This is a genomic window from Streptomyces sp. NPDC051740, assembly GCF_044453165.1.
Lineage (GTDB): Bacteria > Actinomycetota > Actinomycetes > Streptomycetales > Streptomycetaceae > Streptomyces > Streptomyces atrovirens.
Genome location: NZ_JBITCL010000007.1, coordinates 46,671 through 58,741 on the forward strand (window position 1 = coordinate 46,671; position 12,071 = coordinate 58,741).

Consider the following 12,071-nt stretch of genomic DNA (forward strand, 5'->3'; position numbering starts at 1 on the left):
CCACCGGCGGTTTCTGGTGGTCGGGGGGGGGCGGCGGCCCCGGGGGCCCCGGGGGTGGGGGGGGGGGGGGGGTCCCGGCCCCCCCCCCCCACCACATGTGTCAGCCGAGGCGTTGGAAGGCGACGTCGAAGGGGGCCGGCCGGTCCGGGCGCGCTCAGCCGTGCAGCGAGCGGTACGCCGAGACCGCGCCGGGGTGCAGGGGGACGCTGCCGGTGCCGATCAGGGTGCGGACGTCGAGGAACTGGGCGCCGACCGCGTGGGCGGGGACGAGGGCGCTCGCGCGCAGGACGAGGAGGCGGGTGACCGCGTCGGCGACGGCGGGTTCCAGGCCTGGGCGGCACACCAGCAGGTTGGACACGCCGATGGTGGCGACGCCGCCCGCGCCGCGGTAGGCGCCCTGCGGGAACGGCACCTCCTCCAGGCCCGAGCCGGCCAGGCCGTCGTGGCCGCCGAGCCGGGGCAGCAGTCCGGCCAGCGGCAGGAACCGCAGGCCGGGGTCGGTGTCGAGGCCGGTGAGGGTGGGCAGCGGTACACCGCCCGCCACGAGCAGGCCCTCGACGGCGCCGGTCCGTACGGCGTCGGCCGCCTCGGCCAGCCGCAGGTGAAGGACCGGGACGTCGGTGCCGGGCGACAGTCCCGCGGCGTCGAGGACGCGTTCGCCGAGGAGGGCCGCGCCCGATCCGAGGGCGCCGAGCGACACCTTGTGTCCGGCCAGGTCGGACACGGTGCGCACGGGTGAGTCGGCGCGGACGGCGAACTGGAGGTAGGTCTCGTAGAGCCTGCCGAGCGCGCGCAGGGGCACCGGGCGCTCGAAGAGGCCGCCGTCCCGGGCGGCGCGCGCGGTGTCGGTGAGGACGAGCGCGAGGTCGGCGCGGCCGTCGCGGAGCAGCTCGATGTTGGCGATGCTGCCCGCAGTGGTGCGGATACGGCAGCTCAGCCGGGGGTGCGCCCGTTCGATCTCGGCGGCGAGGAGCCGGCCGAAGGCCGCGTAGAAGGCCGTGGGCTCACCGGTCGCCAGACGCAGGACGCCGCCCGGTCCGGGGCCCTGCCGTGAGGCGTCACCGGCGAGCACGCCCCCGAGGGCGACGCCGGTCGCCGATCCGACGGCCGTGCGCAGCACGGTACGGCGGCCGGGGAACGGGATCATGACGGACCCCCTCGACGCAGACGCACGGTACGGCGGCCGGGAAACGGGGTCATGGCGTACCGCCCTCGGCGGTGGCGCGTGGGAGGAGCGCGCGGGCCCGCAGTCCCCGGGGCCGCGCGGGGCCGAGTTCCAGCCTGCCGCCCCGGCCGGTCAGGAGCTGTTCGGCGATCGCCAGCCCCAGGCCCGTACCGGTCGTCGTCCCGGTCCGGCGGGTCGAGCGCCAGAACCGGGTCGTGGCCTGGGCCAGTTCGTCCGCGTCCAGACCGGGGCCGTCGTCCGTGACCGTGAGGACCGCGAAAGGGCCCTCGACGCCGCAGTCGAGCGTGATCCGCGCGCCGGGGCCGCCCGCGTACTTGATGGCGTTGTCCAGGAGGATGTCCGTGATCTGGGCGAGTTCGTGGTCGGTGCAGGCGGCCGGGACCGGGGTGGCGGGGGCGTCGGTGGTGAGGCCGGTTCCGGCGCGGCGGGCGACCGGTTCCCACCGCCGGTGCTGGCCCAGCGCGACCTCGGCGGCGTCGCACCGGGCGTCCGTGCCGTCGGTCACCGTCAGTTCCCCGGCCCGGTGCTCCGCGGTGGCCAGGGCCAGCATGTCGTCGAGGAGGGTCTCCAGCCGGTCGAGCTCGCCGGTGACGCCGTTGTACGTGCGGTCGGCGGAGGCGGGCAGATGGGTGCGCAGGGCGTCGACGCGGAGCCGGAGCGCGGCCATGGGGTTGCGCATCTGGTGGGAGGTGTCGGCGACGAGCCGGCGCTGTTGCTCCAGGGCCGCCGTGACGGTGCTCGCCATGCGGTTGAAGCCGGTGGCCAGCTGACGCAGTTCCGGCGGGCCGCCGCCGCTGGTCTGCTCGGGCGGCAGTCCCGCGGCGAGCTGGCCCACGGCGCGGTCGAGTTGGCGCAGCGGGCTGACCACCCAGCGGGTGGCGGCCCGCGCGAGGGCCGTGCAGGCGAGGGCGACCAGGGCCGTTCCGGCCAGTACGGCCGCCCAGCGCCGGGTGATGTCCCGCGCGGCGGTCTCCACCGAGGCCCGCATGACGACGGCCCCGGTGACCCGGGTGCCGGTGCCGGCCGGTTCGGCGAACGTGCGGTGGCCGCGGGACCAGGGGCGCAGGGGGGCCTTGGGGTGGGCGGTCTGGTTGCGCAGGGCCGCGTCGATCAGCGGGGCGACGGCCGGGTCGGCGGCCCGCATGGCGCCGGTCTGGACGACGGGGACCCGGCGGACGTCGGTGACGACGAGCGGTTCGCCGTAGAGCTGGGTGTAGCGGCGGGCCTCGGCGACGACCGCGGAGGTGTCGCCGGTCGCCGCCGCCTGGTCCATCAGGGACGCGAAGCGGTCGAGGGCGGAGCTGCGGGCGAGCACCAGTTGCTGGGTGCGGTCGGAGGCGGTGAACAGCAGCAGGGGCACGGCGAACGCGGCGACCACGAGGATGCCGAACACCAGCAGCACGGTCTGGACCCGGGTACGCACGCGCCGGCCCCTCAGTCCCCGAAGCGGTAGCCGAAGCCGCGGATCGTGGTGAGCAGGCCGGGGCGGCGCAGTTTGGCGCGCAGCTGGGTGAGGTGGACGTCGAGGGAGCGGGAGACGGCGTGGTGGGCGTCGCCCCACACCTCGTCCAGGAGCTGCTCCCGGCTGACCGCCGTACCGGCCCGTGCGGCCAGGGCGGCCAGGACGTCGAACTCCTTCGCGGTCAGGTCGATCTCCGTGCCGTCCACCCGGACGCGGCGCGCGTCGAGGTCGACCTCGACGTCACCGGCGCGGACCGTGCGCGCGGTGGGGGCGGCCGGTGCGGCGGGGCGGGACGCGGTGCGCCGGGTGACGGCCTCGATCCGGGCGAGCAGTTCGGTGAGCCGTACCGGCTTGACCAGGTAGTCGTCGGCGCCGAGCCGCAGTCCGCGCACCACGGAGCGCTCGTCGCCGCGCGCCGTGAGGATCAGTACGGAGACGTCGCTGACCGCCCGCAGTCCGCGCAGCACCTCCAGGCCGTCGATGTCGGGCAGGCCGAGGTCGAGGAGGAGCAGGTCGGCGCTGCGGTGGTAGGTCAGGACGTCCCTGCCGTTGCGGACCCGCCGGGTGTCGTGGCCGTGGTCGTACAGGACCTCGACGAGTGCCGCGGCCACGCCGTCGTCGTCCTCGGCCAGCAGTATCTGCATCCCGCCCGCCTCCCTCCGGCCGTGTTACGGAGTCTCCGGTTCCGAATGTAGACCACGGCAGGGAGTGCGCTCGGAGCACGGTCGGACGCCCCGGGCCCGCAATGTTAAGGAGAGGTTAGTTCTGTGCCCGGTCGTCTCCTCCGCCGTGGCGGGCGGAGCCAGGCTGCAGCGGTCGAGGACGACGCACCGGAGCAGAGGAACCAGCCATGATCATCGACTGCCACGGCCACTACACGACCGCCCCGCCGGCCCTGGCGGCCTGGCGGGACCGGCAGATCGCCGGGCTCACCGACCCCACCCGGGCCCCGGCCCGCGCGGATCTGCGGATCAGTGACGACGAGCTGCGCGAGACCATCGAGGCGAACCAGCTGCGGCTGATGGACGAACGCGGCATCGACCTGACGGTCTTCTCGCCGCGCGCCTCCTTCATGGCGCACCACGTCGGGGACTTCCGGACCTCCGCCGAGTGGGCCGCCATCTGCAACGAACTCTGCCACCGCGTGAGCCGGCTGTACCCGGAGCGCTTCGTGCCCGCCGCGATGCTCCCGCAGTCGCCCGGCGTCGACCCCGCCACCTGCCTCCCCGAGCTGGTCCGCTGTGTCGAGGAGTACGGCGCCGTCGCGCTGAACCTGAACCCCGACCCGTCCGGCGGCCACTGGACCGCCCCGCCGCTCACCGACCGCTCGTGGTACCCGGTCTACGAGAAGATGGTCGAGTACGACATCCCGGCGATGATCCACGTCAGCACCAGCGTGAACCCCGCCTTCCACACCACCGGCGCGCACTACCTGAACGCCGACACCACGGCGTTCATGCAGCTCGTCCAGGGTGACCTGTTCGCCGACTTCCCCGACCTGCGCCTGGTCATCCCGCACGGCGGCGGCGCGGTCCCCTACCACTGGGGCCGGTTCCGGGGCCTGGCGATGGCGCTCGGCAAGCCGCCGCTGGAGGAACACGTCCTGGGCAACGTCTTCTTCGACACCTGCGTGTACCACCAGCCGGGCGCGGACCTCCTGTTCGACGTCGTACCGACCAGGAACATCCTCTTCGCCTCGGAGATGATCGGCGCCGTCCGCGACGTCGACCCGTGCAGCGGCCACCACTTCGACGACACCCGCCGCTACGCCGAGGCGGCCGCGCTGCCCGCCGCCGACCTCGCCGCGATCCAGGAGCACAACGCCCGCGCCGTGTACCCGCGCCTGGACGCGCTGCTCAGGCGCCAGGGCCGCTGACCGGCCGGAAGCCCTTCGCTCCCACCCCGTTCCCCCTCCCCGGCGCCCCCGTCCCCGCCTCGTTCCCCTCACCCCGGCGCCCCGTCCCCACCCCGTTCCCCTTTCCCCGAGGAGACCCATGCCCACCGCCTCCCCCAAGACCCCGGGCTGGCTCGACTGGCACCCCAGCCCGTCCGAGCCCGCCTTCCGCCTCCCTCCCGGCACCGTCGACACCCACTGCCACGTCTTCGGCCCGCAGGCCGCGTTCCCCTTCGCGCCGCAGCGCAAGTACACGCCCTGCGACGCCGGCAAGGACCAACTGTTCGCCCTGCGCGACCACTTGGGTGTCGACCGCACCGTCGTCGTGCAGGCCACCTGCCACGGCACCGACAACTCCGCCATGGTGGACGCCGTACGGTCGGCCGGCGACCGGGCGCGCGGTGTCGCGTCCGTCCGTCCGGACGTCACCGAGGGCGAGCTGCGGGAACTGCACGCGGCGGGCGTGCGCGGGGTGCGGTTCAACTTCGTACGGCGTCTGGTCGACGCCTCGCCCCAAGACGACCTGCGGACGATCGCGGACAAGGTCGCCCCGCTGGGCTGGCACGTCGTCCTCTACTTCGAGAGCGCCGACCTGCCGGACCTGGAGGACTTCTTCGCCTCGCTGCCCACCCCGCTGGTGGTGGACCACATGGGCCGGCCGGACGTGACCCGGCCGGTGGACGGGCCGGAGTTCTCCCGGTTCCTGCGCTTCGTCGACCGGGGCGACGTCTGGGTCAAGGTGACGTGCCCCGAACGCCTCAGCGTCACCGGGCCCGCCGCCCTCGACGGCGCACCGCTGCCGTACGCCGATGTCGTGCCCTTCGGCCGCCGCGTCGTGGAGGAGTTCCCCGACCGGGTGCTGTGGGGCACCGACTGGCCCCACCCCAACCTCACCGACCACATGCCCGACGACGGCCTCCTGGTCGACTACGTGCCGCGCGTCGCGGTCACGGCCGGGCAGCGGCGCAAGCTGCTCGTCGACAACCCCATGCACCTGTACTGGCCCGGCGAGGAGAGCTGACCCATGCAGCAGTCACCCGTACCGCACGCCAACGCGCTGAACCGGCTGAACCGGCTGCCGATCGGCCGGTTCCACAAGGTCACCCTGGTGGCCGTCTCCTTCGCCTACTTCTTCGAGTTCGCGGACATCAACACGTTCGCGACGACCGCGCCCAAGCTGATCAAGCTGTGGGGCGTGACCATCGACCAGGTCGCCTACGTGACCTCGCTGTCGTTCGTCGGCATGTTCCTCGGATCGATCGTCGCCGGGGCGATGGCCGACCGGTGGGGCCGCAAACGGACCCTGATGCTGACCACCGTGTGGTTCGGCACCTTCTCGTTCGTCTCGGTGTTCTCCTGGGACATCGTGTCGCTGGGCGTGTTCCGCGTGCTCACCTCGGCGGGCCTGGCGGCGATGACCGTCGTCGCCGTCATCTACGTCAACGAGATGTACCCGGCCGCCGTACGCGGCAAGTTCCAGGCGTACGCCATCGTCATCGGCATCTGCGGCACCCCCGCCACCAACCTCATCGCCAGCGCGGTCGTACCCCTCAACGACTGGTCGTGGCGGCTGGTCTACCTCTGGGGCTCGCTGGGCATCCTGCTCGTCCTGTTCACCAGGCGGCTGAAGGAGTCGCCGCGCTGGTACGAGAGCCGCGGCGAGCACGCCAGGGCGGACGAGGTGCTGCGGGAGATCGAGGCGAGCGTCGCCGCGGAGAAGGGCCCCCTCCCCGAGCCGGCGCCCCCCGTGGAGGAGACCCCGTCGACCCGGACCCCGGTGCGCCTGCTGCTGCAGAAGAAGTACCTCTTCCCGACGCTGCTGCTCACGGTGTTGTGGGTGACGCAGACCATCGGCTTCTTCGGCTTCTCCAGCTGGGCGCCCACGCTGCTCGCCAAGGAGGGCTTCAGCGTCGAGAAGTCCGTCTTCTACGTGGCGCTCACCACCGTCGGCGCGCCGCTGGGCTCGTATCTCGCGTCCCTGGTCACCGACCGCTTCGAACGCAAGTGGAGCCTGGCCGCCTTCGGCACGGTCATCGCGCTGTGCGGCCTGCTGTACGGGCTGACCTTCAACCCGGTGCTGATCATCGTCTTCGGCTTCCTGGTCAACATGTTCGAGCGCGGCTACACGGCCCTCGCCTACGCCTACTCCCCCGAGCTCTTCGACACCCGTGGCCGCTCGCTGGGCACCGGCGTCTCCTACGGGCTGGGCCGGCTGTCGAACGCCGCCGGCCCGCTGATCGTCGCGGCGCTCTACCAGAGCAGCGGCTACCAGAGCGTCTTCTACTTCATCGCCGGGACCTGGCTGGTCGGGGCCGTCGCCCTGGCCGTCTTCGGACCGCGCACCCTGCAGGCCCGTGCGGCAGCCCTGGAGAAGAAACCGGAGACCGCGCCGGCGCGGTGATCACGCCCGCGTGAACTCCCGGTTTTCAAAGGCCTGTTCGCCTAGATTGGGGGAACAGGCCTTTGCCCGCCCACCCCAGGAGGCTCGCCCGTGTCCGAGGACATCACCCAGGACGGCTCCGGTTTCGCGATACGCGCCCGGATCGACACGACCAAGCCGCACTCGGCGCGGTTCTGGAACTACTTCGTCGGCGGGAAGGACCACTACGAGGTCGACCGGGAGATAGGCGACCAGATCAAGGGGATCTTCCCCGGGCTGGTCGACGTGGCGCACACCAGCCGGCGGTTCCTGGGGCGGGCCGTCCGCCACCTCGCCGTCGAGCAGGGCGTACGACAGTTCCTGGACGTGGGCACGGGGCTGCCGACCGCCGACAACACGCACGAGGTGGCCCAGCGCGTCGCCCCGGACTCCCGGATCGTGTACGTCGACAACGACCCGATCGTCCTCACCCACGCGAACGCCCTGCTCACCAGCACGCCCGAAGGGGAAACGGCGTACCTCGACGCCGACCTGTACGACCCCGAGGCCGTGCTGCGGGCCGCCGCCGGGACGCTCGACCTGTCCCGGCCGGTCGCCCTGATGATCCTCAACACGCTCGGCCACGTGGCCGACTACGAACAGGCCCGCGACCTGGTGCGCCGGCTCATGGCGGGTCTCCCCCCGGGCAGCCACCTGGTGATCAGCGACAGCACGGCCACCAGCGAGGGCATGATCGCGGCCTCGAACGCGTACAACTCGAGCGGTGCCGTGCCGTACCACGTGCGGAGCGTCGAGGAGATCGCCGGGTTCTTCGACGGGCTGGAACTGGTGAAGCCGGGCGTCGTACGGGTGCCGGAGTGGCGGCCGGACGAGGACGGCGACGACGCGGCGGCCGTGGACGCCTACTGCGGTGTGGGCCGCAAGCCCTGACCACCGGCGGCACGACGGCCGGGGCGTGCCTCCTCGGCGGCACGCCCCGGACCCGCCCCGGCCCGCCGTGCGCTCAGGCCCTCCTCGTCCGCATGATCCGGTCCATCCGCTCCTCCAGCTCCGTCCGCTCCCGCGCCGCCCGTTCCGCCTGCGCCCGCCGGTACTCGTGCTCCGTGCGCGCGCACGCCGGCTGCACCTGGAGTTCCTCCGTGTGCAGCCGGCGGCTCGCGTCGAAGCGGAAGCCGAGGGGACGGTCGTACATCGTGGCGCCGCTCATGAACTTGGCGAGGACCGGGAGGGTTAGGCTCGCGCTCATGACGACTGCGAAGAACAACGGCACCTCTCCCCTCGATGTCGAGATCGGCGCGCTGAACGGCGGCTCCGCCTCGCTCGCCCAGTACGCGGGGCGGGCCGTGCTGGTCGTGAACGTGGCCTCCAAGTGCGGGCTGACCCCGCAGTACGCCGGTCTGGAGCGGCTGCACGAGCGGTACGCGGAGCAGGGCTTCACCGTGCTCGGCGTGCCCTGCAACCAGTTCCTCGGGCAGGAGCCGGGCAGCGCGGAGGAGATCGCCGAGTTCTGTTCGGCTACGTACGGGGTGACCTTCCCGATGACCGAGAAGGTCGAGGTCAACGGGGACGGGCGGCACGCCCTGTACGAGCGGCTGACCGGGTTCGCCGACGCCGAGGGGCACAGCGGGGACATCCGCTGGAACTTCGAGAAGTTCCTGATCGGGCGGGACGGCGAGGTCGTCGCCCGGTTCTCGCCGCAGACCGAGCCGGAGTCGGCGGAGGTCGTGGAGGCGGTGGAGAAGGCCATCGGCTGACCGTTGACCTTGCCCCTGGGGCAGGGGTGAGCGTGTCCGTCGCCGGGCGGAGAGGCCATCCGGCGACGAAGGATGTCGGCGTGGACGAGGAACTGATCGGCACCGGGGCGTTCGCGGCGCGGTCCCGGAGGACCCGGTGTGTGACGTGGCCTTCCCGGCGGCCCGTACGACGGGCTGAGCCGAGAGGGCACGGGCCGAACCCTCTCGGCTAGGACGGCGAACTGGTCGAGAGGGCCCTGTCGGTGGTGCTCGTGCCGGCCCGGTGTCGCCCGGTGGCCGGTCGCCGGACCGGTCAGCTCTTGACCGAGGCCACGAAGGCGCTCCACGCGTCCGCGGGGAAGGCCAGCTTCGGACCCTCGGGGACCTTGGTGTCGCCGAGTTCCAGCGCCGCCTCGGTGGTCGACCTGACCATCACGCACGCGCCGTTGTTGTTGGTGTAGGAGGACGTCGTCCACGTTTCCGTGGCGCCCAGACGAATTGCCATGTTCGCTCCGTAGCCAGATGCTGAGTTGCTGTCACCCGCCCGCGTGTTCCGGCGTGGACCCGCGGAACGGATTTCGCCAACCCTCGCTGGTGGTTGGCGTGATCGACGCTACTCGCCAACATCTTCTTTCGGAGCAGTCGTTCACTCGACCGGGTGGCATATACCAGGTGATACTTCCAACCTGGCATGTCAGCGGTGTATCATCCCGCCGCCTCCCGATCGACGCTCAGCGCGCGTACTCCTTCGCGAGGCGCTCGACGCGCTGCCGGGACGCCTCCACGTTCAGCGACTGGGCCCGCAGGTGCTCGTACATCACCGTGTACTTCTGCACGTCGTGCGGCTTCTCCAGGTACAGGTCGCTGGTGACGCCCTCGATGTAGACGACGCTGGAGTCGGCCGCGTCGGCGAACTCCAGGATCGAGTACTGCCCGTTGATACCGGCGTGCGCGCCGACCTCGAACGGCAGCACCTGCACGGTGATGTGCGGCAGCTGGGACAACTCCATGACGTGTTCCAGCTGTTCCCGCATCACCTGCCGGCTCCCGACGACCCGGTGCAGCGACGCCTCGTCCAGCACCACCCACAGCCGCAACGGGTCCTTCTCGGCGGTGATCCGGCTCTGCCGGCGCAGCCGCACCTCGACCCGCTTGTCGTTGTCCTGCTCGGACGACTCCGGCGAACCGCCCTGCACGATCGCCTCGGCGTACGCGCGGGTCTGCAACAGCCCGGTGATGATCTGCGGTTCGTAGACCCGGAGCGACTCCGCGTCCGTCTCCAGACCGATGTAGACGCTGTACGGGATGTCGCCGAAGGCGTGCCACCAGCCCTGCTGGCGCGAGTCCTTGGCCATCTGCATCAGCGACTCGACGATCCGCTGGTCCTCCACCTCGTAGACCCCGCACAGATCGCGGACGTCACGCTGGCTGATGCTGCGCCTGCCGTTCTCCAGGCGGCTGATCTTCGACTGCGACACCAGCAGTCGCTCCGCCACCTCCTCGGCGGTCATGCCCTTGACCTCGCGGAGCCGGCGCAGCTCCTGGCCCAGCCGGCGCCGCCTGACGGTGGGATTGACATTGGACGCCACGGGACGTGCACCTCCGGCTGCGTGCCTCGTACTACTTGCCACTTTGCGTGTCTGCTGTTGAGCAGACTGCCACCAAGGGGCTTCCTGCCGCTGGAAAACGGCGGATATACGACGGGTACACGCCACTTCACGGTGTGGTGGCGGGTGTTGGCGCGCGCCGAAGCCGGCCGCGGGTGCGCCGGGGGGGGGGGGGGGGGGGGGGGGGGGGGGGGGGGCCCCCCCCCCCCCCCCCCCGGCGCCCCCCCCGCCCCCCCCCCCCCCCCCCCGCCCCCCCCCCCCCCCCCCGGGGGGGGGGGGGGGGCGCCCGGCGGCGGGGCGGGGGGGGGGGGGGGCGGGGGCGCGCCCCCCCCCCCCCCCCCCCCCCCCCCCCCCCCCCCCCCGGACCGCGGCTCCCGTGACCGGGTCTGTCGGCCGTGGATCCGTCGGCCGCTGCGTGCCGTCGGCCCTGCCGTGCCGTGCCGTTGAGCCCTGGGGACGTACGGGCTCAGTGGGCCGCGGCGCGTGCCATGGATCCGTGGTGCGGTTGCGCCGGAATGCCTCGGGCGGGTTCCGGTGCGCCCCGGCCGCCGGCGGGGGCCTGCCGGCCCGCCGGGGCGGAGTTGCGGCGCGGCTGGGCCGCCACGCCGTTCTGGACGTCCATCACGGCGTGCGCGACGAGTCCGCCCATCGGGTCGTGCCGGATCAGATCCCGCAACCGGGAACGCGAGGAGCGTCCCTCGTTCCCCGGGTACAGGTGCTTGCCGAGGCCGACCGCGTGCGCCAGTGCGGCGAGCGCCGCGGTCCGCGGGTCCGGCGGGACGCCGGTGCGGATCGCGGAGTCCAGCCGGGTTCTGATCTCCCGGCTGATCTCGGTGTCCGTCGCCTGGTAGCGAGTCGTCGGCAGCACCCCGCACATCTGTCCGGCCACGGCGTGCACCATGCCGCACCGCTCCAGATGCGAGAGGTAGGTCTGGCGCAGCCCGAGACGCGGCCCGCCGATCCAGTGGACCGCCCGTACCGGAGCGCCGCGCCTTCGCAGCAACTCCAACGCGCAGTCCAGTGTTGGGTCTCCAGTCGGCCGTGGCACCACCACGGCGATACGATCCCCGTCTGGGGCTATCCGTCCGGCCAGCGCCAGCTCCACTAGCTGCGCTCCGGCCAGACCGAGGTCGAGCGACTGCGGCTGTGCGGTGGTACCCGTGGTCGGGTCCAACGCCAGCAGCAGAAGCTCCTCCGGAAGTGTTCTGCGGCTCCTGCCCATCCATGCCTCCCCGCGTGGATGAATGACAGGGTGACCCCTCTCACATTGGTCTGTCGAGGGTGCGTGACCACTTCGTAGTGGAACCAGTAGGTATGTCGTTCTCGTCTACCACGTGGGGGAAGTCCGCACACAGGACACTGGTACATGGTTCGGACAGCGCTGCGGAGTGCTGTCACGGGCGGGCGGTTCACGGTTCGGTTGGCGCACGCGGGGCGTGCGGCACATGGAGGAGGCATCGGTGGCGGGCGAGTCCCCCGACAGGTCGAAGCAGCGCGAGTCGTCGGAAGAAACGACGTCGGGGAACGGGGGCCCGGTTCCCGGGAAGCGGGACCCCCGGTTGGCGGTGAGCCGCGGGGCCGAGCCCTCGGAGAGCCGCGGGACCGCCGACACGGCCACCCGTGTGCTGTCGGTGCGCGAGGAGACGCCCTCCGGGGAGGGCGAGGAGTCCGGCCGTCTGCGCGAGGCGGTGGCCACGTGGGTCCGCTCGGCGGACCCGGACGAATCCGAGGACACCTCGGACCGGACGGCTGACGCCGGGGACCGCGAGGACGCCTCCGAGACCGGTGCGACCGTGAGCGCCACCGGCG

The 12,071-nt window shown here is 72.6% G+C and carries 12 protein-coding genes and 1 pseudogene; 6 read left to right on the top strand and 7 right to left on the bottom strand.

All coding sequences use genetic code 11. The features are described from left to right. Positions 1–154: 154 nt before the first annotated feature. From ACIA6T_RS13745 to ACIA6T_RS13755, 3 genes are read right to left on the bottom strand one after another with little or no spacing between them, the layout of a single operon-like run. Positions 155–1,147 (bottom strand): TAXI family TRAP transporter solute-binding subunit, encoded by a 993-nt coding sequence (locus ACIA6T_RS13745; protein ID WP_399446702.1) that lies wholly within the window; start codon positions 1,145–1,147, stop codon positions 155–157. A 49-nt stretch (positions 1,148–1,196) separates the two neighbouring features. Beyond that, positions 1,197–2,609 (bottom strand): ATP-binding protein, encoded by a 1,413-nt coding sequence (locus tag ACIA6T_RS13750; RefSeq protein ID WP_399446703.1) that lies wholly within the window; start codon positions 2,607–2,609, stop codon positions 1,197–1,199. Between the two features lie 11 nt (positions 2,610–2,620). After that, complete coding sequence (locus ACIA6T_RS13755) at positions 2,621–3,292, bottom strand: response regulator transcription factor (protein ID WP_399446704.1); 672 nt, start codon at positions 3,290–3,292, stop codon at positions 2,621–2,623. A 206-nt stretch (positions 3,293–3,498) separates the two neighbouring features. On the opposite strand from ACIA6T_RS13755, the gene ACIA6T_RS13760 reads away from it, so the two are divergent. The 4 genes from ACIA6T_RS13760 to ACIA6T_RS13775 all read left to right on the top strand — a co-directional run bounded on the left by ACIA6T_RS13760 (position 3,499) and on the right by ACIA6T_RS13775 (position 7,852). Beyond that, a complete protein-coding gene (locus ACIA6T_RS13760; protein WP_399446705.1) occupies positions 3,499–4,524 on the top strand; it encodes an amidohydrolase family protein in 1,026 nt (341 codons plus the stop codon). A 118-nt stretch (positions 4,525–4,642) separates the two neighbouring features. Then, positions 4,643–5,563, top strand: a complete 921-nt coding sequence (locus ACIA6T_RS13765; protein WP_399446706.1) for an amidohydrolase family protein — start codon at positions 4,643–4,645, stop codon at positions 5,561–5,563. A 3-nt stretch (positions 5,564–5,566) separates the two neighbouring features. Next, on the top strand, positions 5,567–6,943 hold the full coding sequence (locus ACIA6T_RS13770) for an MFS transporter (RefSeq protein WP_399446707.1): 1,377 nt from the start codon (positions 5,567–5,569) through the stop codon (positions 6,941–6,943). Positions 6,944–7,033: 90 nt separating this feature from the next. Further along, complete coding sequence (locus ACIA6T_RS13775) at positions 7,034–7,852, top strand: SAM-dependent methyltransferase (RefSeq protein WP_399446708.1); 819 nt, start codon at positions 7,034–7,036, stop codon at positions 7,850–7,852. Between the two features lie 73 nt (positions 7,853–7,925). On the opposite strand, the gene ACIA6T_RS13780 is transcribed toward ACIA6T_RS13775, so the two are convergent. Further along, positions 7,926–8,168: a hypothetical protein gene (locus ACIA6T_RS13780; protein WP_399446709.1), complete on the bottom strand. Its 243-nt coding sequence runs from the start codon at positions 8,166–8,168 to the stop codon at positions 7,926–7,928. Here ACIA6T_RS13780 and ACIA6T_RS13785 point away from each other — a divergent pair. Then, complete coding sequence (locus ACIA6T_RS13785; protein WP_399446710.1) at positions 8,167–8,676, top strand: glutathione peroxidase; 510 nt, start codon at positions 8,167–8,169, stop codon at positions 8,674–8,676. The two genes, ACIA6T_RS13780 and ACIA6T_RS13785, sit on opposite strands and share 2 nt — an antisense overlap. Positions 8,677–8,968: 292 nt before the next feature. Here the strand turns inward: ACIA6T_RS13785 and ACIA6T_RS13790 are convergent, their stop codons facing one another. The 3 genes from ACIA6T_RS13790 to ACIA6T_RS13800 all read right to left on the bottom strand — a co-directional run bounded on the left by ACIA6T_RS13790 (position 8,969) and on the right by ACIA6T_RS13800 (position 11,484). Continuing rightward, positions 8,969–9,160, bottom strand: coding sequence for a DUF397 domain-containing protein (locus tag ACIA6T_RS13790; RefSeq protein ID WP_030869188.1), 192 nt, complete (start codon positions 9,158–9,160; stop codon positions 8,969–8,971). A 226-nt stretch (positions 9,161–9,386) separates the two neighbouring features. After that, on the bottom strand, positions 9,387–10,244 hold the full coding sequence (locus tag ACIA6T_RS13795) for a helix-turn-helix transcriptional regulator (RefSeq protein WP_030869184.1): 858 nt from the start codon (positions 10,242–10,244) through the stop codon (positions 9,387–9,389). A 484-nt stretch (positions 10,245–10,728) separates the two neighbouring features. Beyond that, positions 10,729–11,484, bottom strand: coding sequence for a GPP34 family phosphoprotein (locus ACIA6T_RS13800; RefSeq protein WP_399446711.1), 756 nt, complete (start codon positions 11,482–11,484; stop codon positions 10,729–10,731). 223 nt (positions 11,485–11,707) lie between these two features. Between ACIA6T_RS13800 and ACIA6T_RS13805 the strand changes: the two are divergent. Next, positions 11,708–12,071 (top strand): annotated as a pseudogene (locus tag ACIA6T_RS13805) (D-alanyl-D-alanine carboxypeptidase); the annotation flags it as partial.

What these genes read in the sequence shown, in the direction of transcription:
- ACIA6T_RS13745 (WP_399446702.1), bottom strand. Translation starts at nt 1,147, where the DNA reads ATGATCCCGTTCCCCGGCCGCCGTACCGTGCTGCGCACGGCCGTCGGA.
- ACIA6T_RS13755 (WP_399446704.1), bottom strand. Translation starts at nt 3,292, where the DNA reads ATGCAGATACTGCTGGCCGAGGACGACGACGGCGTGGCCGCGGCACTC.
- ACIA6T_RS13760 (WP_399446705.1), top strand. Translation starts at nt 3,499, where the DNA reads ATGATCATCGACTGCCACGGCCACTACACGACCGCCCCGCCGGCCCTG.
- ACIA6T_RS13765 (WP_399446706.1), top strand. Translation starts at nt 4,643, where the DNA reads ATGCCCACCGCCTCCCCCAAGACCCCGGGCTGGCTCGACTGGCACCCC.
- ACIA6T_RS13770 (WP_399446707.1), top strand. Translation starts at nt 5,567, where the DNA reads ATGCAGCAGTCACCCGTACCGCACGCCAACGCGCTGAACCGGCTGAAC.
- ACIA6T_RS13785 (WP_399446710.1), top strand. Translation starts at nt 8,167, where the DNA reads ATGACGACTGCGAAGAACAACGGCACCTCTCCCCTCGATGTCGAGATC.
- ACIA6T_RS13780 (WP_399446709.1), bottom strand. Translation starts at nt 8,168, where the DNA reads ATGAGCGCGAGCCTAACCCTCCCGGTCCTCGCCAAGTTCATGAGCGGC.
- ACIA6T_RS13790 (WP_030869188.1), bottom strand. Translation starts at nt 9,160, where the DNA reads ATGGCAATTCGTCTGGGCGCCACGGAAACGTGGACGACGTCCTCCTAC.
- ACIA6T_RS13800 (WP_399446711.1), bottom strand. Translation starts at nt 11,484, where the DNA reads ATGGGCAGGAGCCGCAGAACACTTCCGGAGGAGCTTCTGCTGCTGGCG.